Origin of the sequence: Streptomyces sp. 184 (genome assembly GCF_045781775.1) — a bacterium.
In the GTDB taxonomy this organism is placed as follows: domain Bacteria; phylum Actinomycetota; class Actinomycetes; order Streptomycetales; family Streptomycetaceae; genus Streptomyces.
In genome coordinates this window covers 1,979,200-1,999,095 of record NZ_CP123230.1, presented here as the reverse complement: position 1 = coordinate 1,999,095, position 19,896 = coordinate 1,979,200, and the positions used below count along the sequence as shown (strand labels likewise).

Here is a 19,896-nt window from a genome sequence, read left to right as displayed (position 1 = left end):
CGGCCACCCCCAACCCTCCGGCCGGGCGCCCGGGCCGCGCGCTACTCCACCCCGATCAGCAGCGGCGCCGACTGGCTGCCGCCCTCGTAGACCACCGTGTCCACCGCCAGGTGCCCGCCCCGTACGTGCGCCTCCAGCCGGGCGCCGAAGCCCGGCGGCAGGTCGGGGCCCAGCACCAGCGTCACCAACTCGCCGCCGCCCGCCAGCATCCGGTCGAGCACCGCCTCCGCGGTCTCCGCCAGGTCGCCGCCGACCACCGCCACGTCGCCCTCCACCACCCCGAGCACGTCGCCCGGGCGGCAGATGCCCGCCGTCGTCCACGCCTCCTGCTCCGCGACCGCCAGCTCCGCGTGCCGGGTGGCGCCGGCCGCGGCCGTCATCGAGACGACGTCCTCGTCGAACCGCCGCCCCGGGTCGTGCACCGCCAGCGCCGCCAGCCCCTGCACCGCCGCGCGTGTGGGGACGAGGGCCGCGCGCACGCCGGAGGCCCGCGCCTCCGCCACGGCCACGGCGGCGGTGTGCCGCAACTCCGCGTCGTTCGGCAGCAGGACGACCTCGTGCGCGCCCGTGCGCCGCATCGCCTCCGCCAACTCCCCGCTCGCGGGCGGCTCTCCCTCGCGTACGGTCACCACTCCCGCACCCGCCCGGGTGCACAGTGCCGCCAGCCCGTCGCCGGGCACGACGGCGACGACCGCCCGGCCCGCGCGCTCGCCGCCGCCGTCGGCCCCGCGCGGGGGCGCGTCGGCGGCGGCGCCGGCCGGGAGGTGGGTGATCTGGATGCGGTACGGGCGCCCCGCCTCGACGCCCGCCTCGACGGCGGCGCCGGCGTCGTCGACGTGCACGTGCACCCGCCACAGCCCGTCGCCGCCGCCGACGACGAGGGAGTCGCCGAGTCCGTCGAGCCGGGGCCGGAGCCTGGCGACGGCGGCGTCGTCGGCCTCCAGCAGGTAGATCACCTCGTACGCGGGCCCGCCCCCGCCCGCCTCCGGCGCCGCGCAGGCGCCGTCGTCGTGGCGGGCGGGCGTCCTGCGGCTCCCCGGGCCGCGGCCCGCCGGTCCTTCGGGGCCCAGCTCCGTGGGGCGGGCGGCGCCGCTCAGGGCGTCGGCGAGCGTACCCAGCACCGCCACCAGACCCAGGCCGCCGGCGTCCACGACGCCCGCCCGGCGCAGTACGTCCAACTGCCCGGTCGTCGCGGCCAGCGCCTCCCGGGCGCCGTCGTACGCGGCCCGCGCCACCCGCGCCGCGCCGCTCGCGCCGGTCCCTTCGGCCGCCGCGGCGGCGGCGTCGGCGACCGTCAGCATCGTGCCCTCGACCGGGTGCTCGACCGCCGCCCGCGCCGCGTCCGCGCCCCGCCGCAACGCGACGGCCAGCAGCGCACCGTCCCCGGCGTCGGAAGCAGCACCGGCACCCGAACCGGCACCCGGACCGGCCGCCGCCACCGCGCCCGTCAGCCCGCGCAGCAACTCCGCCAGGATCGTCCCCGAGTTGCCCCGCGCCCCGATCAGCGCGCCGTGCGCCATCCCCCGCAGCACGTCCGCCACCGCCGGCCCCGCGCCGCCGCCGCCCGCGCCCTCCGCCGTGAACGCCCCGTAGACCGCGTCCACCGCCTGCGCCGCCGACTCCACCGTCAGATACAGGTTCGTCCCGGTGTCGCCGTCGGCGACCGGGAAGACGTTGACGGCGTCGATCTCCTCCCGGCCGCGGCCCAGCGCCTCCAGGGCCAGGACGCACCAGGCCCGCACGGACTCGGCGTCGAGCACCTGCACAACCCCCTCGGAACGGACGACGGCAAGGCCGGGTACGGTGTAGCGGCAGCGTAGCCGCTGGACCGGCGATTTCCTCCGCCGGGAAGCGCCGTAGTATGCTGCTCGGGTTGCCCGGTCCTGTACCGGGCCTTCCTTCCCCGGCACGGCCGACCTGCTCCTTCAGGGAGAAGGGCGTGCTGCCGGGATCCGTCCGTACGTGCATCAGAAGCTTGGAGTGACCCGTGGCTGCCAACTGCGACGTCTGTGGCAAGGGGCCGGGCTTCGGCAACAGCATCTCCCACTCGCACCGCCGCACCCGCCGCCGCTGGAACCCCAACATCCAGCGGGTGCGCGCCGTGGTCGGAGGGACGCCGAAGCGCCTCAACGCCTGCACCTCGTGCATCAAGGCGGGCAAGGTCTCGCGCTGACCCAGCGCAGCCGCCCACGCACAGCGAGCCGGTCCACCGCAGGTGGGTCGGCTCTCTTGCGTTTCCGGCGGCCGGTCAGGCCCGGCCCGGCTCCGGCCGCCACCGCCACCCGTGGTCGACCGGCCCCGTCCCCCGACCCAGCGGGAACCCGCCGGCGATCGCCCCGGTGACGTACTCCTTCGCCGCCGCCACCGCCTCCGGTACCCGCCGTCCCCGCGCCAGATACGCGGCGACGGCGCTCGCCAGCGTGCAGCCCGTGCCGTGGGTGTGCCGCACGGGGAGCCGGGGCGCGCGCAGCCAGTGCTCCTCGGCGCCGTCCGTCAGCAGGTCCACGGCGTCAACGGCATCCGCAGCCCCCGCGGCATGCACGCCACCCGCGGCATGCACGCCACCCGGGGCATCCGCGGCGTGACCGCCGCCGTCCGCCGGCAGATGGCCCCCCTTGACCAGCACCCACCGCGGCCCGTACGCCAGCAGCGCCGCCGCCGCCCGCGGCATGTCCGCCTCGGCGGCCACCCGGATCCCCGTCAGCCACGCCACCTCGTGCAGGTTCGGGGTCACCACGGTCGCCGCCGGCAGCAGCCGCGTCCGTACCGCGTCCAGCGCCTCGGCCGCCAGCAGCCGGTCGCCGTGGGAGGAGACGCCCACCGGGTCGACCACGACCGGCGCGGCCGTCTCCGCCAGCAGCTCCGCGACCGCGGCCACCGTCCCGGCGCCGGCGAGCATGCCGGTCTTCACGGCCTGGACCCCGATGTCGTCGACGACGCTGCGGAACTGGCCGCGCACCGCCGCCACCGGAAGCTCCCAACTGCCCTGCACCCCGCGGGAGTTCTGCGCGGTCACCGCGGTGACCACGCTCATGCCGTGCACGCCGAGCGCGAGCATCGTCTTCAGGTCGGCCTGGATGCCCGCGCCGCCACCGGAGTCGGAGCCGGCGACGGTCAGCACCCGCGGCGGCGCGGCCCTCTCGGCCGCGAAGCCCCCGGGCTCACCCACCGAAGTGGTCCCAGCCCGCCGCGCCCCGCCACGGCTCGCCGTCCACGGTCACCTGCGCCGCGGCCGACGGCGCCTGCACCTCGCCCACGACCCGCCACCGCGCCGGCAGCTTCACCTGCGGCGGGAACGTCGCCACGATCGCGTGGTCCTCGCCGCCCGTCAGCACCCACTGGAGCGGGTCCACGCCCACCGCCTTGCCGATGTCCGCCATCTGCCCGGGCACGTCGAGGGCCGCGGTGCGGATGTCGATACGCACCTTCCCCGCCGCCGCGACGTGCCCGAGGTCGGCCAGCAGCCCGTCGCTGACGTCGGTCATCGACGTGGCGCCGAGGCCCGCGGCCGCCGGGCCCGCCTGGTACGGCGGTTCGGGGCGGCGGTGGGCCTCGACGAAGGCGCGGGGCGAGCGGAAGCCGCGGGCCAGGACGGCGTGGCCGGCCGCGGACCAGCCGAGCCAGCCCGTCACCGCCACCACGTCGCCGGGGCGGGCGCCGGCGCGGGTGACCGGCTCGTGGCCCTGCATGTCGCCGAGGGCGGTGATCGCGAGGGTGATGGCGTCGCCCCGTACGACATCGCCGCCGACGACGGCGGCGCCGGCGACCTGGCACTCGTCGCGCAGCCCGTCCATCAGCTCGGCGGGCCAGGTGACGAGGAGGTCGGCGGGGACGACGAGGCCGAGGAGGAGGGCGGTGGGGACGGCGCCCATGGCGGCGATGTCGGCGAGGTTCTGGGCGGCGGACTTGCGGCCCACGTCGTACGCCGTCGACCAGTCGCGGCGGAAGTGCCGGCCCTCGATCAGCACGTCGGTGCTGGCCACGACCCGGCGGTCGGGGGCGCTGATCACCGCGGCGTCGTCGCCGGGCCCGATCCGTACCGCAGGCGTCGTGGTCAGCCGGGAGGTCAGCTCCCGGATGAGCCCGAACTCACCCAGCTCCCCCACGGTGCCCTGCCCCTGCCCGTGGCCCCTCATCGGATCGCTCCTTCCGTCAACCCGACGCCCGCCGTCTCGCCCGTCATGGCCGGTCCCGACCCTCCCGCGGCGGGCTGACTACGCGATACGGTTGCGTCTCTCCCCCCATGATCCTCGAAGCCGCCCCTGGAGGTTCCGTGGTACAGGCTTACATCCTGATCCAGACGGAGGTCGGCAAGGCGTCGTCCGTCGCCGAAGTCATCGCGAAGATCCCCGGAGTGATCCAGGCCGAGGACGTCACCGGGCCGTACGACGTGATCGTGCGCGCCCAGGCCGACACCGTCGATGAACTCGGCCGTCTCGTGGTCGCCCGAGTCCAGCAGGTTTCGGGCATCACCCGCACCCTGACCTGCCCGGTCGTTCATCTCTGAGCCCCCCGTATGCTCGGCCGGTGACCATGCCGAGCACACCGTCCGGGCCCGACCGCACCACCCGGCGCCCCGGCGCCGCGCACCGCAGCGCACGGACCGACGGCCCCACCCTGCACTTCCGCCCCACCCGGCCATTCCGCTCCGCTCTCCGCCTGCCCGCCGCGCTCCTGCTGCTCGCCGCCCCGCTCGCCTGTTCCGGGGGCGACGGCGGCGCGCCGCAGGTGGCCGTGCCGACCCCGCAGGGGAAGGCCGTGGACCACTGCCGCAAGCTCGCCGACCGGCTGCCCGGCACCGTCGACGGCCAGGAGCGCCGCGAGACCGATCCGGTCTCGGAGCTGACCGCCGGATGGGGTGACCCGGCCGTCGAGCTGCGCTGCGGCGTGCCCAGGCCGGAGGTGCTCACGCCCGGGAGTGAACACTACAACCCCACCGCGGACGCGGTGAGCGTGAACGGCGTCGACTGGCTGTACGAGGACCTCGACGACGGCGCCCGCTTCACCACCACGCAGCGCGGGGCGTTCGTGGAGGTCACCGTGCCCGGCTCGTACGCGCCCGAGGTGAACGCGCTGACGGACCTGGCGGAGGCGGTCGACACGTCCGTCCCGGGCACGCTCTGACGCCCGGCGGCCCGGCAGGGGCGCGTACGGGCCGCTAGCGCAGACCCGTCGAGCGGCGCAGCGCCGCCTGGATGAGCAGGTCGACCAGCTCGGGGTAGCTCACGCCGCTCTCCTGCCACATCCGCGGGTACATCGAGATGGGCGTGAAGCCGGGCATCGTGTTGATCTCGTTGATCACGAACGGGCCGTCGTCGGTGCGGAAGAAGTCCGCCCGTACGAGCCCTTCGCAGGAGCACGCCTCGAACGCCGCGACCGCGAGCCGCTGCACCTCGGCGGTCTCCTCCGCGCTCAGCGGCGCCGGCACGATCCCGTCGGCGGAGTCGATGTACTTGGCCTCGAAGTCGTAGAAGTCGTGGCTGGTCGTCGGCGGGATCTCGGCGGGCACGCTGGCCCGCGGCCCGTCCTCGAACTCCAGCACGCCGCACTCGATCTCGCGCCCGCTGACCGCCGCCTCCACGATGATCTTCGGGTCGTGTCGGCGCGCCTCGGCGATCGCGTCCTCCAGCGCGCCGAGTTCGGCGACCTTCGTGATGCCGATGGACGAACCCGCCCGCGCGGGCTTCACGAACACCGGCCAGCCGTGGTCGGCGGCGAAGTCCACGATCTTCTTGCGGGCCGCCGCGCCCTCCTGCCCGGGGGCGCCCGCGGTCCACTCGCGCGGCCGGACCACGGTGTACGGGCCGACCGGCAGCCCGTAGGAGGTGAAGACCCGCTTCATGTACTCCTTGTCCATGCCGACCGCGGAGGCCAGCACCCCGGAGCCCACGTACGGCACGCCGGACAGGTCGAGCATGCCCTGGAGCGTGCCGTCCTCGCCGTACGGGCCGTGCAGCATCGGGAAGACGACGTCGACCTCGCCGAGCGCCTTGGGCACCTGCCCGGGCTCGGCGTAGACGACCTCGCGGCTGGCCGGGTCGGCGGAGAGGACGACGGCGCCGTCCTCCGCCTCCTCGTCGACCAGTTCCTCCACGCGCGGCACCTGGCGGTCGGCGATGGCCATCCGCGCGGGGTCGTCCGCGGTGAGCGCCCAGCGGCCGTCGGCGGTGATGCCGATGGGCAGCACCTCGTACTTGTCCCGGTCGATGGCGCCCATCACGGCGCCCGCGGTGACCACGGAGATGCCGTGCTCGGAGCTGCGCCCGCCGAAAACGACGGCGACGCGCGGCTTGCGGCCCTGGCTTTCGTAGGAGTGCTCGCTGCTCATCGCTCGCACATTACCCGCTGCGCCGGGGAACGTCAGTGTCCCTCCGCCTTGGCGCTGCGCGACATCAGTTCCTTCAGCGCCACGAGCGGCGGCTTCCCGTCGTGCACGATGCTCACCACGGTCTCGGTGATCGGCATGTCGACGGCGTGCCGGCGGGCCAGATCGAGCACCGACTCACAGGACTTGACGCCCTCGGCGGTCTGCTTGGTGGCGGCGATGGTCTCGGCGAGCGTCATGCCGCGGCCGAGGTTGGTGCCGAAGGTGTGGTTGCGCGACAGCGGCGAGGAGCAGGTGGCCACCAGGTCGCCCATGCCGGCCAGGCCCGCGAAGGTGCGCGGGTCGGCGCCGAGCACGCTGCCGAGGCGGGCGGTCTCGGCGAGGCCGCGGGTGATGAGCGACGCCTTGGCGTTGTCGCCGAGGCCCATGCCGTCGGCGATGCCGACCGCCAGCCCGATGACGTTCTTGACGGCGCCGCCGAGTTCGCAGCCGACGACGTCGGTGTTGGTGTACGGGCGGAAGTACGGGGTGTGGCAGGCGGTCTGGAGCCGGCGGGCCACCGCCTCGTCCGCGCAGGCGACCACGGCGGCGGCGGGCTGCCGGGCGGCGATCTCGCGGGCGAGGTTGGGGCCGGTGAGCACGGCGACCCGGCCGCGGACGCCGGCCGCGCCGGCGCCCTCCTTGGCGACGACCTCCTCGATGACCTCGCTCATGCGCCTGGTGGTGCCCAGCTCGACGCCCTTCATCAGGCTGACGAGCACGGTGCCCGCGTCGAGCAGCGGGGCCCAGCGCTCCAGGTTGCCGCGGAGCGTCTGCGCCGGCACGGCGAGGACGGTGAACTCCGCGTCCCGGGCGGCCTCGGCAGGGTCGGCGGTCGCGGTGACGGCGTCGGGGAGGCGTACGCCCGGGAGGTAGTCGGGGTTCTCGTGGGTGGCGTTGAGGGTGTCGACGAGCGCGGCCCTGCGGCCCCACATCGTCACCCGGCAGCCGGCGTCGGCCAGCACCATCGAGAAGGCCGTGCCCCACGACCCGGTGCCGAAGACGGCGCAGCGCGTCACGAGTTCTCCTTACGTTTCGCGGAGCGGCGGCGCTGTTCGGCGCGTACGGACTTCGGGTCGAAGCGCTCGGCGGGCGCCTGCTCGCCGCGCAGCTCCTCCAGCAGGCGGGTGACGGCGTCCATGATGACCTCGGTGACCTCCGCGAGCACCTGCGGGGTCGGCTCCCGGTCGTAGAACTCCGACAGGTCGACCGGCGGCCCGGCGAGCAGGTGGAAGGTCTTGCGGGGCAGGAGCCGGGGCTTGCCGTACGGCGGCAGTACCTCGTTGGCGCCCCAGTGGGCGACGGGAACGACGGGCGCCCTGGTGACGAGCGCGACGCGGGCGACGCCGGTCTTGCCCCTCATCGGCCACAGCTCCGGGTCGCGGGTGAGCGTCCCCTCGGGATAGAACGCGACGCACTCGCCGTCCCCGACGGCTTTGACCGCGGCCCGGAATGCTTTGGAGGCGTCGGTCGACTCGCGGTAGACGGGAATCTGCCCGGTGCCGCGCATCACCGTGCCGACGACGCCCTTCTTGAACAGTCCGTCCTTCGCCAGGAACCGCGGCACACGGCCGGTGTTGTACTGGAAGTGGGCATAGAAGAACGGGTCGAGATACGAGTTGTGGTTGACGGCGGTGAGGAATCCGCCGTCGGCCGGTATGTGCTCCGCGCCACGCCAGTCCCGCTTGACGAGCAGCCGCAGCGGCGGCTTGCAGATGGCCGCGACCAGCCGGTACCAGAAGCCGATCCTCCGCCGTGACACGGTCCTTTTCACCTTCCCGGATTTCCCTCGGTGCGCGTTTCGTGGCCGAAACAGTCTCGCCCCGGGTCTCACGTCTGTCGAGAACACCGTACGCCCATGTGACCGGCCCGCCCCGCCGGACGGAGCGCGGGCAGGCGACAATGAGCGTAACGACGATGACGAAACGTATGGCACCTGCGCAGACGGAACTCCCCGGCCGGCCGGACCGGCGGCTCTGGCATGTCGTGGTGCCGCTGAAGCCCTTGGCGCTGGCGAAGTCCCGGCTGGGCCCGGCAGCGGGCGAACCGGGACGGGGCCGGCTGGCGCTGGCGTTCGCGCTCGACACGGTGGGCGCGGTGCTCGACTGCACGGCGGTGCGCTCCGTCACCGTCGTCACGGACGACGCCGAGGCCGCGGAGCGGCTGGCGGCGGCGGGGGCGCGGGTCGTACCGGACGCCCCGCGGGCCGGCCTGAACGCGGCGCTGGCGCACGGGGAGCAGCGGGTCCGGGCGGCGGAGCCCGGCGCCGCCGTCGCGGCGCTGAACGCCGATCTGCCGGCGCTGCGCCCGGCGGAGCTGGCCCGGGTGCTCGACGCGGCGGGCGGCGGGCGGGCGTTCCTGGCCGACGCCCCGGGGGTGGGCACGACGCTGCTCGCGGCGCCCGCGGGGGTGGCGCTGGCGCCGGGGTTCGGCGTCGCGTCGCGGGCACGGCACCTGGCGTCGGGGGCGCGGGAGATCGGGCTGCGCGGGGTGGACTCGGTGCGCCAGGACGTCGATACGGGCGCGGACCTGCGGGCGGCGGTGGCGCTGGGGGTGGGGCGGCACACGGCGGCGGCGCTGGCCCGGCTGGCGGCGTACGGCAAAGAGGTCCGCGACCGGGAGGTCCGCGACCGGGAGCTCCGCGAGCGGGACGGCGAGCCGGCCCGGTCCGCGCGGCGCGCCCCGGGGCGCGGGCGGCGGGCGACGGCATGTGCGGCTGAGGAGTGTGCGGCCGGGCGCCGGCCGGTAACCTGCCGCGCATGCAGGCCACAGCGTTCACGTACGACCCGCAGACCGGCAGCGGCAGCGTGCTCCTCGACGACGGCACGCCGCTGCCCTTCGACGGCGCGGCGTTCGCCGCGGGCGGTCTGCGGCTGCTCAGGCCGGGGCAGCGGGTCCGGATCGAGACCGAGGGCGACGGCGAGGCGCGCAGGATCGTGCTGGTGACGCTCCAGACCTTCTGAGCCCGCGGGCCGGGGCCCCGGCCGCGTCCCCTACGGCGGTGCGGGGCCGGGTCCGGACATGCCGCGGGCCGGTCTCCCCGAGGGGAGCCGGCCCCGCTTGCGGACCCTGCGCCGGGTCCGTCATCGCTTCCTGGCAGTGGTCTTCTTGGCCGTGGTCCGCCGGCCGGCGGCCTTGCGGGCCGGCGCCTTCTTGGCGGTGGCCTTCTTCGCCGGGGCCTTCTTGGCCGACTTCTTGGCCGCCGTCTTCTTGGCGGTCGCCTTCTTCGCGGAGGACTTCTTGGCGGTCGTCTTCTTCGCCGAGGACTTCTTGGCGGTGGTGGTCCGCTTCGCGGGGGCCTTCTTGGCCGTGGTCTTCTTGGCGGTCGCCTTCTTCGCCGTGGCGGCCTTCTTGGCGGCGCTCTTGGTGGCCTTCTTGGCGGCGGCCTTGGCGGTGGTCTTGGTGCCGCCGGACAGGCTGCCCTTCGGGGCCTTCTTCACGGCCGTGTCGTTCTTCGGCAGCCGCTTGGTGCCGGAGACGAGGTCCTTGAAGCCCTGCCCGGCGCGGAACCGCGGCACGGAGGTCTTCTTGACCCGGACGCGCTCGCCGGTCTGCGGGTTGCGGGCGTAGCGCGCGGGGCGCTCCACCTTCTCGAAAGAGCCGAAGCCCGTGACCGATACGCGCTCGCCGGAGACGACCGCACGAATGATCGCGTCGAGGACGGCGTCCACGGCGTCGCTGGCCTGCTGCCGGCCACCCATCTTGTCGGTAATAGCTTCAACGAGCTGTGCCTTGTTCACGTCTTCCCCTTCGGAGGCATTGATTGCCGGAACGAAATGTTCAAGCTTTTTCGCACGTTAGGCAGATATATACCGCAAATCAAAGGCAAAACGTCTCTCATCACCCTTGTGTCGCAACGGACTCCCGCTACGAGCGGTCGTCCAGCTCCCGCCGCAGGCGCTCCAGCCGCCTTGCGGCTCCGGCGAGATCGTGCTTCGCGGCACCCGTGATGACGAGCAGGCGCCTTGTCAGCTCTGCCCGTTCGGCGTCCGTCGCGGCCACCTCCCGCACCTTGCGGTGGGCCTCCTTCAGCCCGGCGGCGACGGCCTCGTAGAGCGCGAGTTGGCCGTCGGGATCCATGCGCCGATTGTGTCATCTGCGGTGAGTTGTCGCCCGGCGGCATGCCAACGCACCGACACACAAAGCCCCGCGCCCGCCACCTGTCGGCGGCGGGCGCGGGGCGTGCGCTGGGGCGGAAACCGCCGGTCAGCCCTGTACGGTCTGCGGTTTGAAGGCCGGGCGGGCGGCCTCGAAAGCGGCGATGTCGGCTTCGTACCGAAGGGTGATGCTGATGTCGTCGAGACCGTTCAGCAGCCGCCAGCGGGCGTTCTCGTCCAGCTCGAACGGCGCGGCGAACGCGGGCGCGCCGGGCGTACCGCCGGCGCGCACCTCCAGGGCCCGCAGGTCGACGGTCACCTCGGTCCGCGGGTCGGCCTCGACCAGCTCCCACAGCCGGTCGACGTCCGCCTGCGGCAGCACCACGGTCAGCAGCCCGTTCTTGAGCGAGTTGCCGCGGAAGATGTCGGCGAAGCGGGACGAGACGACCGTCTTGAAGCCGTAGTTCTGGAGCGCCCACACGGCGTGCTCGCGGGACGAGCCGGTGCCGAAGTCCGGGCCGGCCAGCAGGACGGTGGCGCCCCGGTACGCCGCACTGTTCAGCACGAACTCCGGGTCCTTGCGCCACGCCTCGAAGAGGCCGTCCTCGAAGCCGTCCCGGGTGACCTTCTTCAGCCAGTGGGCCGGGATGATCTGGTCGGTGTCGACGTTGCTGCGGCGCAGCGGCACGGCGCGCCCGGTGTGGGTGGTGAAGGCTTCCATGGTTCAGACCTCCGCGGTGATCAGGTCGGCCGGGGAGGACAGCCGGCCGGCCACGGCGGTGGCCGCGGCGACCTGCGGGGAGACCAGGTGCGTCCGGCCGCCCTTGCCCTGCCTGCCCTCGAAGTTGCGGTTGGAGGTGGACGCCGAGCGCTCGCCGGGGGCGAGCTGGTCGGGGTTCATGCCCAGGCACATCGAGCAGCCGGCGTGCCGCCATTCGGCGCCCGCGGCCGTGAACACCTTGTCGAGCCCTTCCTCGACGGCCTGGAGCGCGACCCGTACGGAGCCGGGCACGACCAGCATCCGTACGCCGTCGGCGACGTGCCGCCCGCTGACCACCTCGGCGGCGGAGCGCAGGTCCTCGATCCGGCCGTTGGTGCAGGAGCCGACGAACACCGTGTCGACCGCGATCTCGCGCAGCGGCTGCCCCGCGGTCAGGCCCATGTACTCCAGCGCCTTCTCCGCCGCGTGCCGCTCGCTGGCGTCGGTGTACGACGCCGGGTCGGGCACCTGCGCCGACAGCGGCGCGCCCTGCCCGGGGTTGGTGCCCCAGGTGACGAACGGGGCCAGCTCGGCGGCCTCGATGACGACCTCGTGGTCGAAGACCGCGTCGTCGTCGGTGCGCAGCGTCCGCCAGTACTCGACGGCCTCGTCCCAGCCGGAGCCCTCCGGGGCGTGCGCGCGGCCCTTCAGGTACGCGAACGTGGTCTCGTCCGGCGCCACCATCCCGGCGCGCGCGCCGGCCTCGATGGACATGTTGCAGATCGTCATCCGCGCCTCCATCGAGAGCTTCTCGACGGCCTCGCCGCGGTACTCGATCACGTAGCCCTGCCCGCCGCCGGTGCCGATGCGGGCGATGATCGCGAGGATCAGGTCCTTGGCGGTGACGCCCTCGGGCAGCTCGCCGTTGACGGTCACGGCCATGGTCCGAAACGGGGCCATCGGCAGCGTCTGCGTGGCGAGCACGTGCTCGACCTGGCTGGTGCCGATGCCGAACGCCAGCGCGCCGAACGCACCGTGCGTGGAGGTGTGGCTGTCGCCGCAGACCACGGTGGTGCCCGGCTGGGTGAGCCCGAGCTGCGGGCCGACGACGTGCACGACGCCCTGCTCGACGTCGCCGAGGGGGTGCAGCCGTACGCCGAAGTCGGCGCAGTTCTTGCGCAGGGTCTCCAGTTGCGTACGGGAGACCGGGTCGGCGATGGGCTTGTCGATGTCGAGGGTGGGGGTGTTGTGGTCCTCGGTGGCGATGGTGAGGTCGGTCCTGCGCACCGGCCGGCCGGCCTTGCGCAGGCCGTCGAACGCCTGCGGGCTGGTCACCTCGTGCAGCAGGTGCAGATCGATGAAGAGAAGGTCGGGCTCGCCCTCCGCGCGCCTGACGACGTGGTCGTCCCAGACCTTCTCCGCGAGTGTCCTTCCCATCGCATTCCCATCGTCGTTGATTGCGAACTGCGTGTGCGCATGTCCGTGCCGGTGCACGCCGGCACCGCCCGCTCCCCTCGCGCCGGACGGGGGCCGGTGTGTCCAGGGTGACGGGTTCACCGGGAATTTGAACTTGCGTTTCACAGTGTGAGACGCGAGTATCGTTGCATGGACAACTCTAGCGGCGTCGGCGTACTCGACAAGGCGGCTGTGGTACTGAGCGCGCTGGAGTCCGGTCCGGCCACCCTCGCCGGGCTGGTCTCCGCGACCGGTCTCGCCCGCCCCACGGCCCACCGCCTCGCGGTGGCCCTGGAACACCACCGCATGGTGGCGCGGGACATGCAGGGCCGGTTCATCCTCGGCCCCCGGCTCGGCGAGCTGGCGGCGGCGGCCGGCGAGGACCGGCTGCTGGCCGCGGCGGGCCCGGTGCTCACGCATCTGCGGGACATCACCGGCGAGAGCGCGCAGCTCTACCGCCGCCAGGGCGACATGCGCATCTGCGTCGCCGCGGCCGAGCGCCTCTCCGGGCTGCGCGACACCGTCCCGGTGGGCTCCACGCTGCCCATGAAGGCCGGCTCTGCGGCGCAGGTGCTGCTCGCCTGGGAGGAGCCCGAGCGGCTGCACCGGGGGCTCCAGGGCGCCCGGTTCACGGCCACGGCGCTGTCGGGCGTACGGCGCCGGGCGTGGGCCCAGTCCGTCGGGGAGCGGGAGCCCGGCGTCGCGTCCGTCTCCGCGCCCGTACGCGGCCCGTCGAACCGCGTGGTGGCCGCAGTCTCGGTGTCCGGACCGATCGAGCGGCTGACCCGGCACCCGGGGCGGATGCACGCCCAGGCGGTCGTGGACGCCGCCGCGCGGCTCACCGACGCGCTGCGCAGGACGGGATGACGGACGGCGCAGCGGCGCACGAGCAAGGGCCTCCCGCAGTGCGGGAGGCCCTTCGACGTTCCGTCTGGTACCCCCGACCGGATTCGAACCGGCGCTACCGCCTTGAGAGGGCGGCGTGCTAGGCCGCTACACAACGGGGGCCTTGGACGATCCCCTCCTCGCGATGGAGAGGACCTGTACCCCCGACCGGATTCGAACCGGCGCTACTGCCTTGAGAGGGCAGCGTGCTAGGCCGCTACACAACGGGGGCGAGCACATCTGCAACTGCGTTGCGCTGGGGTACCAGGACTCGAACCTAGACTAACGGAACCAGAATCCGTCGTGCTGCCAATTACACCATACCCCACCAAAACACAACCCCCGTCGCGGGGGCTCTGTTCCGGTGGCCGCCGTTCCCGGCGACGGACAGAACATTACCCGATCGCGGACCGCACTCCAAAACGGGTTAGCGGAGCCGGGCCATCAGGGCATGCTCGACCAGCGTGATCAGCGTGGACTTGGACTCGGAGCGGTGGCGGGCGTCGGTGGTCAGGATCGGCGTCTCGGGCCCGATCTGAAGCGCCTCACGCACCTCGTCCGGCGAGTACGGCTGATGACCGTCGAACCCGTTCAACGCGATCACGAACGGCAACCCCGAGTTCTCGAAATAATCCACCGCAGGGAAACAATCCGCCAACCGCCGCGTATCCACCAACACCACCGCACCGATCGCACCACGCACCAGATCGTCCCACATGAACCAAAAACGATCCTGACCAGGCGTCCCAAACAGATACAGGATCAAATCCTGATCCAACGTGATACGACCAAAATCCATCGCCACCGTCGTCGTGGTCTTCCCCGACACCTGCGACAGATCATCGATCCCCGCAGACGCCGACGTCATCACCGCCTCGGTACGCAGAGGATTGATCTCCGACACCGAACCGACGAACGTGGTCTTCCCCACCCCGAAACCACCCGCCACCACGATCTTCGCCGACGTGGTCGCACGAGCCGGAGAAGAACCGGCCACACCACTAGAGCTTGCGAAGTCCACTGAGCACCCTTTCGAGCAAAGTCACATCTGGCTGACCCCCCGCGGTGTCGCCGCCGCCCGGCTGGTGGATCGTGACCAGGCCGGCTTCCGCGAGGTCGGCCACGAGGATGCGCGCGACGCCCAGCGGGAGGGTCAGCAACGCGGAGACCTCCGCGACCGACTTGAGTTCATAGCACAGTCGGCAGATGCGCTGGTGCTCGGGGAGCTGGGAAGTGAGCCGGGAGGGGTCGGCAGTGGTCTGCACCAATGCCTCGATGGCGAGCTGGTAGCGCGGCCGGGTCCGGCCGCCGGTCACGGCGTACGGGCGCACCAGCCGCGACTGCGGGCTCCTGCCCCCGCGGGCGCCGCGGGCGGAGACCCCCGGCTGGGGCTGCGGCGCAGGCGCGGGGCGGCCCCGGTGCTGCGCCGGGCCGCCGCCGTACGGAGACGGGGACGGCTGCTGCGGCTGCTGCGGCTGGGGGTGCTGCTGCGGCTGCCCGGGGGGCGGCGGCACGCCGGGGGCGGCGTACGGTACGCCCGGTACGCCGGGGCGCGGGGGCATCCCGTGCTGCGGCGGCATGCCCGGCCGGTCGGACTGCGGGCCGTAGCCGTATCGCCAGTCCTCACCGCCGTGAGGTACCTCTTGGTGCGCTGCCACTGCGTTCCCCTTCCCCGACGGCGTGCCGGAGCATCACTGCACTCGACGCACCTTAGCCCGGAGGGCGTGCAACGTGCATCGGTTGTCGGCTAGTTCAGCAGGCTGCCTTGCAGCTCCGCGCGCAGGTCGGGGGTGAGCACGGCGCCCGCCCGGTCGACCAGCAGTGCCATCTCGTAACCCACCAGGCCGATGTCGCACTCCGGGTGTGCCAGCACGGCGAGGGCCGAGCCGTCGGAGATCGACATGATGAAGAGGAAGCCGCGCTCCATCTCCACCACCGTCTGGTTGACGTACCCGCCTTCGAAGATCCGCGAGGCACCGGCCGTCAGCGACGTCAGACCGGACGCCACCGCCGCGAGCTGGTCGGCACGGTCGCGCGGGAAACCGTCGGACATCGCGAGGAGGAGTCCGTCGGCGGAGACCACCACCGTGTGGGACACCCCCGGGGTGTTGTCCACGAAGTTGGTGATCAACCAGTTCAGGTTCTGCGCCGCCTGGCTCATCGGGCTCACCTAACGCTCCTGATCGTATGTGCCGGGGCCCACGCCCGGTCCGTCATTCTGCTGCGGCCCCCGCTCGCGGCCCTGCTGGACGCCGCGGCGCAGATTGCTCAGCCTGCCGCGTACGTCCTCCGGGGCCCGGGAGACCTGTGGGCCTCCCAGCGGAGCCTGCTCCGCGGTGCCCTCCACCAGGTTCTGGCGGGGCACCCGCCGGGGAAGGCCCGCGGGGGTGACCCCGCCCGCCTTCGGTTCGCGCACCTGCTCGGCGCGCTCCCAGCGTTCGTCGTTCGCCGACCTCCACTCGTCGTCGGCCGGGGCCGGTTCCGGTTCGCCGAAGCCGAAGCCCCCGCGACCGGTTCCGAGCTGTGCCGTAGATTCCGCTTCCGGTACTGCCGGGCTGTCGTACGCGCCCTGCCCCGTCCAGTGGTTCGACGAGGCGTTGGGCTCGGCATGGCCGTACGTATCGTACGCGGGCTCCGGCGAGATACCCCCGGACGTGAAGGCATCGGTACCCGCCGCCTCCGCTTCGGGATCGCGGAAGCTCGGGGGACGGTCCTGCGCCGCCGCTTCCAGCGCGGCCCTGCGCTCCTCGCGCAGCAGCGAGCGCTGGATGGGGTCGAAGACCCCCTCCTGCCCGCCGAGCGCGGGCATCGGCGGGCGCGGCGGCTCGACCTGCGGATACGGGGAGTCGTCGAAGCCCAGCTCCGCCGCGCTGCGCGGCCGGCCGCCGGCGAAGCCGTTGCCGCCGCCCTGGAAGGACGGGCGGTCGGCGACGATGCGGGAGACGGTGAACTCGTCCTGCTGGTCGGGCGTCTCGGTGGCGCCGCCGAAGGCGATCGCCTCGGGCAGCATCACCAGCGAGGTGGTGCCCGACTGCTCGCCGGACGGGCGCAACTGCACGCGGACCCCGTGCCGGTCGGCGAGCCGGCCGACCACGAACAGGCCCATGCGCTGCGAGATCGCGACGTCCACGGTGGGCGGGTTGGCGAGCCGGTGGTTGATGTCCGCGAAGTCCTCGGCGGTCAGGCCGATGCCCTTGTCGTGGATCTCGACCATCACCCTGCGGTCCGGCAGCCGGGTGGCGGTGACCCGGACCTTGGTGTGCGGCGAGGAGAAGGTGGTGGCGTTCTCCAGCAGCTCGGCGAGCAGGTGCACGAGGTCGGTGACGGCGCTGCCGTGGATCTCGCTGTCGGGCACGCCCTCCAGCTCGATGCGCTCGTACGACTCGACCTCCGAGGTCGCCGCGCGTAGCACGTCGACGAGCGGGATGGCCTCGTCCATGTGCCGGCCGGTGTCCTCGCCCGCGAGCACCAGCAGGTTCTCGCCGTTGCGGCGCATGCGGGTGGCGAGGTGGTCCATGTGGAACAGGTTCTCCAACTGCTCCGGGTCCGCCTCGTGGTCCTCCAGGCCAGAGATCAGTTCGAGCTGGCGCTCGATGAGGCCCTGGTTGCGCCGGGAGAGGTTGGTGAAGATCGCGTTCAGGTTGCCCCGCAGCAGCGCCTGCTCGGCGGCCAGCCGGACCGCCTCGCGGTGCACCTGGTCGAAGGCGCGGGCGACCTCGCCGATCTCGTCCCTGCTGTGCAGCGGGATCGGCTGGACGCGGGTGTCCACCCGGCCGGGGTCGGTCCGGGAGAGCTGGTCGACCAGCATCGGCAGCCGCTGCTCGGCGATGCCGAACGCGGAGTTGCGCAGCAGCCGCATGCTGCGGCCCATGGAGCGGGCCATCATCGCGGCGATCACGAAGCCGATGAGCAGCGCGCCGACGGCGATGGCGGCGCCGACGACGGTGTCGCGTTTGGCGGACTCGACGATCTCGTGGGCGTCGGCCACCGCGCGGTCGGCGAACTCGATCTCGACGGTGCGGTACGCGGCGATGGGCACGCTCGATGCCGCGTACCAGGTCTGCGGGGTGATGCCCTGCTCGGCGAGGTCCGCCGGCGTGACGCCCTCGCCGATGCCGGCGACCCCGGCGAGCATCTCCGCGGGCTCCGGCGGCGCGGCGAACTCGCCGCCGCCGTCCTCGGCCTCCCGCTGCGCCTCGGCGAGCCGCTGCTTGGCCTCTTCCTCCTGGTCGGCCAGCGCGTCCTTGAGCATGCGGTTGTCGGCGGCGGTGCTGCCGGTCCTGAACTCGTCGAGCGCGATGGGCTCCAGATAGGCGAAGGAGGCCAGCGCGGTCTTCTCCTCGACCAGCACCTCCGCCTTCTCGGGCGGGCTGACGAGCAGCTCGGTGCCGATGGAGCGGACCAGCGAGGCGGAGGACTTGGCCAGCGAGATCGCGTACATCGCGCGGCCGTAGGTGGTGATGTTGCTCGTGCCCAGGCCCACCTCGTTGGCGAAGGTCATCAGCGGGCGGTACATCTGCGCGTACCCGAGGTGGGTGTCGGTGCCGGGGGCCTGGGGCGTGAACGCCGCCTGGCGCATCTGCTCCAGGTTCTTCTCCTGGTCCCGGAAGGCATCGAGCCGGCGCTTCAGGCCGGGCTTGTCCGGCATGTCCTCGACCTGCCGGTCGAACTCGGCCGCGGCGGCGTCGGTGGCCTCGCGCGCCTCGGTCACCCGGCCCGCCTCGCGGTCGCCGTGGAGCAGCGGCTGTACGGAGACGTCGCGCTCGGCCATGAGACGCTCGGCGTAGTCCCCTGCGGCCTTGGCCACCTTGGCGGTGTTCTCCGCGTCCTGGGCCTCCTGCCAGGTGTCGACGGAGTTGTTCACCTGGAAGCCCGCGAAGACGATGGCCACGAGGACCGGGATCAGCAGGATCGCGTTGAGCCGGGTGGCCACCCGCCAGTTGCGGGGGGAGAACCGGCTCCCGCTCGGCGGTGGCGGGGCCGGCTGTGCCCCGGCAGGGGGCGGCACCGCCGCGTGCGACGGCGGGCTGAAGTTGCCCCGCGTCTCCTGCGCCGGGCCCTTGCTGCTGCGCCTCACCGGACCAACAACCTCTCGGCCTACTCTCGGGTCAGTTCCTCGAATTCCAGCACGCCGGGCGAAACATTCCAAACGCCTGGCAACGACTTCGTACGATCACGCAGGCACCGTCAAACAGGGCGAAAGCGGCGTCAACCGACAAAGCGCAACGACTGCATCAGCGGAACGGAGTCGGCCGCCTGCGTCCTGTGCAACGCATCCCCTCAATCTGCTTCCAAACGTTATCAACGCCTCAGGGGCGGGTTGCACCGTACGGTGCGACCCGCCCCTGGCGAAGTCTCCGGCCCGCGACGTCCCTCCGGGCCGGCCGGTGCGCTCAGCGCAGCCGTGCCATCAGCGCGTGCTCGACGAGGGTGATCAGGGTCGACTTGGACTCGGAGCGGTGGCGGGCGTCGGTGGTCAGGATCGGCGTCTCGGGCCCGATCTGAAGCGCCTCACGCACCTCGTCCGGCGAGTACGGCTGATGACCGTCGAACCCGTTCAACGCGATCACGAACGGCAACCCCGAGTTCTCGAAATAATCCACCGCAGGGAAACAATCCGCCAACCGCCGCGTATCCACCAACACCACCGCACCGATCGCACCACGCACCAGATCGTCCCACATGAACCAAAAACGATCCTGACCAGGCGTCCCAAACAGATACAGGATCAAATCCTGATCCAACGTGATACGACCAAAATCCATCGCCACCGTCGTCGTGGTCTTCCCCGACACCTGCGACAGATCATCGATCCCCGCAGACGCCGACGTCATCACCGCCTCGGTACGCAGAGGATTGATCTCCGACACCGAACCGACGAACGTGGTCTTCCCCACCCCGAAACCACCCGCCACCACGATCTTCGCCGACGTGGTCGCACGAGCCGGAGAAGAACCGGCCACACCACTAGAGCTTGCGAAGTCCACTGAGCACCCTTTCGAGCAAAGTCACATCGGGGGTTCCGTCGGCATCAGCGCCGCCGCCGGGCTGGTGAATGGCCACGAGACCGGCCTCGGCCAGGTCCGCGACCAGAATGCGCGCGACGCCCAGCGGCAGGGTCAGCAGCGCGGAGACCTCGGCAACGGATTTCACCTCGCGGCACAGGTGGCAGATCCGCTGGTGCTCCGGAAGCAGCCCCTGAAGCCGCATCGGGTCGGCCGACGTGCTCACCAGGGCCTCGATAGCAAGCTGATAACGGGGCCGGGTCCGGCCGCCGGTCATGGCATAGGGCCGGACCAGCGGCTGATCTCCCTCACCTTCGTAGGGCTGATGCTGAGCACCACCGTACGAGTCGGGTGAGGCGGGTGGCGGGGTCATGGATCCTCCGGGCGGGA

The 19,896-nt window shown here is 72.7% G+C and carries 21 protein-coding genes, 3 tRNA genes and 1 pseudogene; 6 read left to right on the top strand and 19 right to left on the bottom strand.

The annotated features are described in order from the left end of the window. Window positions 1-41: 41 nt before the first annotated feature. Window positions 42-1,766: a DAK2 domain-containing protein gene (locus QBL21_RS08685; protein WP_407561431.1), complete on the bottom strand. Its 1,725-nt coding sequence runs from the start codon at window positions 1,764-1,766 to the stop codon at window positions 42-44. Window positions 1,767-1,987: 221 nt separating this feature from the next. On the opposite strand from QBL21_RS08685, the gene rpmB reads away from it, so the two are divergent. Beyond that, window positions 1,988-2,173 (top strand): 50S ribosomal protein L28, encoded by a 186-nt coding sequence (rpmB, locus tag QBL21_RS08680; protein ID WP_180929172.1) that lies wholly within the window; start codon window positions 1,988-1,990, stop codon window positions 2,171-2,173. A 75-nt stretch (window positions 2,174-2,248) separates the two neighbouring features. Here rpmB and thiD read toward each other — a convergent pair whose 3' ends face one another. Both thiD and QBL21_RS08670 read right to left on the bottom strand, forming a co-directional pair. After that, window positions 2,249-3,169, bottom strand: coding sequence for a bifunctional hydroxymethylpyrimidine kinase/phosphomethylpyrimidine kinase (thiD, locus tag QBL21_RS08675; RefSeq protein WP_407561430.1), 921 nt, complete (start codon window positions 3,167-3,169; stop codon window positions 2,249-2,251). Next, a complete protein-coding gene (locus QBL21_RS08670; protein WP_407561429.1) occupies window positions 3,162-4,136 on the bottom strand; it encodes a thiamine-phosphate kinase in 975 nt (324 codons plus the stop codon). Before QBL21_RS08670 ends, thiD begins: the two co-directional genes overlap by 8 nt. A gap of 137 nt (window positions 4,137-4,273) precedes the next feature. On the opposite strand from QBL21_RS08670, the gene QBL21_RS08665 reads away from it, so the two are divergent. After that, a complete protein-coding gene (locus tag QBL21_RS08665) occupies window positions 4,274-4,507 on the top strand; it encodes an Lrp/AsnC family transcriptional regulator (RefSeq protein ID WP_407566352.1) in 234 nt (77 codons plus the stop codon). A gap of 26 nt (window positions 4,508-4,533) precedes the next feature. Further along, the gene (locus QBL21_RS08660; protein ID WP_407566351.1) at window positions 4,534-5,124 is read left to right on the top strand and encodes a DUF3515 domain-containing protein; all 591 of its coding nucleotides are present in this window, start codon (window positions 4,534-4,536) and stop codon (window positions 5,122-5,124) included. Window positions 5,125-5,158: 34 nt separating this feature from the next. On the opposite strand, the gene QBL21_RS08655 is transcribed toward QBL21_RS08660, so the two are convergent. Genes QBL21_RS08655 through QBL21_RS08645 form a run of 3 tightly spaced genes read right to left on the bottom strand, consistent with a single transcriptional unit; the run spans window position 5,159 to window position 8,126 of the window. Further along, the gene (locus QBL21_RS08655) at window positions 5,159-6,328 is read right to left on the bottom strand and encodes a D-alanine--D-alanine ligase family protein (RefSeq protein ID WP_407561428.1); all 1,170 of its coding nucleotides are present in this window, start codon (window positions 6,326-6,328) and stop codon (window positions 5,159-5,161) included. A gap of 32 nt (window positions 6,329-6,360) precedes the next feature. Then, entirely contained in the window at window positions 6,361-7,383 is a 1,023-nt protein-coding gene (locus QBL21_RS08650) for an NAD(P)H-dependent glycerol-3-phosphate dehydrogenase (protein ID WP_407561427.1), read from the bottom strand. Further along, entirely contained in the window at window positions 7,380-8,126 is a 747-nt protein-coding gene (locus tag QBL21_RS08645; protein WP_407561426.1) for a lysophospholipid acyltransferase family protein, read from the bottom strand. Before QBL21_RS08645 ends, QBL21_RS08650 begins: the two co-directional genes overlap by 4 nt. A gap of 167 nt (window positions 8,127-8,293) precedes the next feature. Between QBL21_RS08645 and cofC the strand changes: the two are divergent. Both cofC and QBL21_RS08635 read left to right on the top strand, forming a co-directional pair. After that, a pseudogene (gene cofC / locus QBL21_RS08640) lies at window positions 8,294-8,947 on the top strand (2-phospho-L-lactate guanylyltransferase); the annotation flags it as partial. Window positions 8,948-9,123: 176 nt separating this feature from the next. Then, window positions 9,124-9,327 (top strand): hypothetical protein, encoded by a 204-nt coding sequence (locus QBL21_RS08635; RefSeq protein ID WP_407561425.1) that lies wholly within the window; start codon window positions 9,124-9,126, stop codon window positions 9,325-9,327. 120 nt (window positions 9,328-9,447) lie between these two features. Here the strand turns inward: QBL21_RS08635 and QBL21_RS08630 are convergent, their stop codons facing one another. The 4 genes from QBL21_RS08630 to leuC all read right to left on the bottom strand — a co-directional run bounded on the left by QBL21_RS08630 (window position 9,448) and on the right by leuC (window position 12,598). Then, on the bottom strand, window positions 9,448-10,104 hold the full coding sequence (locus QBL21_RS08630; RefSeq protein ID WP_407561424.1) for an HU family DNA-binding protein: 657 nt from the start codon (window positions 10,102-10,104) through the stop codon (window positions 9,448-9,450). Window positions 10,105-10,231: 127 nt separating this feature from the next. Then, a complete protein-coding gene (locus tag QBL21_RS08625) occupies window positions 10,232-10,444 on the bottom strand; it encodes a hypothetical protein (protein ID WP_407561423.1) in 213 nt (70 codons plus the stop codon). 126 nt (window positions 10,445-10,570) lie between these two features. Further along, window positions 10,571-11,182, bottom strand: a complete 612-nt coding sequence (leuD, locus tag QBL21_RS08620; RefSeq protein WP_407561422.1) for a 3-isopropylmalate dehydratase small subunit — start codon at window positions 11,180-11,182, stop codon at window positions 10,571-10,573. Between the two features lie 3 nt (window positions 11,183-11,185). After that, window positions 11,186-12,598 (bottom strand): 3-isopropylmalate dehydratase large subunit, encoded by a 1,413-nt coding sequence (leuC, locus tag QBL21_RS08615; RefSeq protein ID WP_407561421.1) that lies wholly within the window; start codon window positions 12,596-12,598, stop codon window positions 11,186-11,188. Between the two features lie 168 nt (window positions 12,599-12,766). On the opposite strand from leuC, the gene QBL21_RS08610 reads away from it, so the two are divergent. Beyond that, complete coding sequence (locus QBL21_RS08610) at window positions 12,767-13,483, top strand: IclR family transcriptional regulator (RefSeq protein WP_407561420.1); 717 nt, start codon at window positions 12,767-12,769, stop codon at window positions 13,481-13,483. A gap of 65 nt (window positions 13,484-13,548) precedes the next feature. Here the strand turns inward: QBL21_RS08610 and QBL21_RS08605 are convergent. The 9 genes from QBL21_RS08605 to QBL21_RS08565 form a co-directional block, all read right to left on the bottom strand. After that, window positions 13,549-13,624: transfer RNA gene (locus QBL21_RS08605), tRNA-Glu, on the bottom strand. 36 nt (window positions 13,625-13,660) lie between these two features. Beyond that, window positions 13,661-13,733, bottom strand: a tRNA-Glu gene (locus QBL21_RS08600). Window positions 13,734-13,757: 24 nt separating this feature from the next. Then, window positions 13,758-13,829: transfer RNA gene (locus QBL21_RS08595), tRNA-Gln, on the bottom strand. 99 nt (window positions 13,830-13,928) lie between these two features. Continuing rightward, entirely contained in the window at window positions 13,929-14,522 is a 594-nt protein-coding gene (locus tag QBL21_RS08590; protein ID WP_181791039.1) for an ATP/GTP-binding protein, read from the bottom strand. Continuing rightward, window positions 14,503-15,081, bottom strand: coding sequence for a DUF742 domain-containing protein (locus QBL21_RS08585; RefSeq protein ID WP_407566350.1), 579 nt, complete (start codon window positions 15,079-15,081; stop codon window positions 14,503-14,505). The genes QBL21_RS08590 and QBL21_RS08585 overlap by 20 nt, the downstream gene beginning before the upstream one ends. 167 nt (window positions 15,082-15,248) lie before the next feature. After that, the gene (locus QBL21_RS08580; protein WP_078524293.1) at window positions 15,249-15,662 is read right to left on the bottom strand and encodes a roadblock/LC7 domain-containing protein; all 414 of its coding nucleotides are present in this window, start codon (window positions 15,660-15,662) and stop codon (window positions 15,249-15,251) included. A gap of 9 nt (window positions 15,663-15,671) precedes the next feature. Next, a complete protein-coding gene (locus QBL21_RS08575; RefSeq protein ID WP_407566349.1) occupies window positions 15,672-18,434 on the bottom strand; it encodes a nitrate- and nitrite sensing domain-containing protein in 2,763 nt (920 codons plus the stop codon). Window positions 18,435-18,894: 460 nt separating this feature from the next. Then, complete coding sequence (locus QBL21_RS08570) at window positions 18,895-19,488, bottom strand: ATP/GTP-binding protein (protein ID WP_181791039.1); 594 nt, start codon at window positions 19,486-19,488, stop codon at window positions 18,895-18,897. Beyond that, window positions 19,469-19,879, bottom strand: a complete 411-nt coding sequence (locus QBL21_RS08565; RefSeq protein WP_344296234.1) for a DUF742 domain-containing protein — start codon at window positions 19,877-19,879, stop codon at window positions 19,469-19,471. Before QBL21_RS08565 ends, QBL21_RS08570 begins: the two co-directional genes overlap by 20 nt. Window positions 19,880-19,896 lie beyond the last annotated feature (17 nt).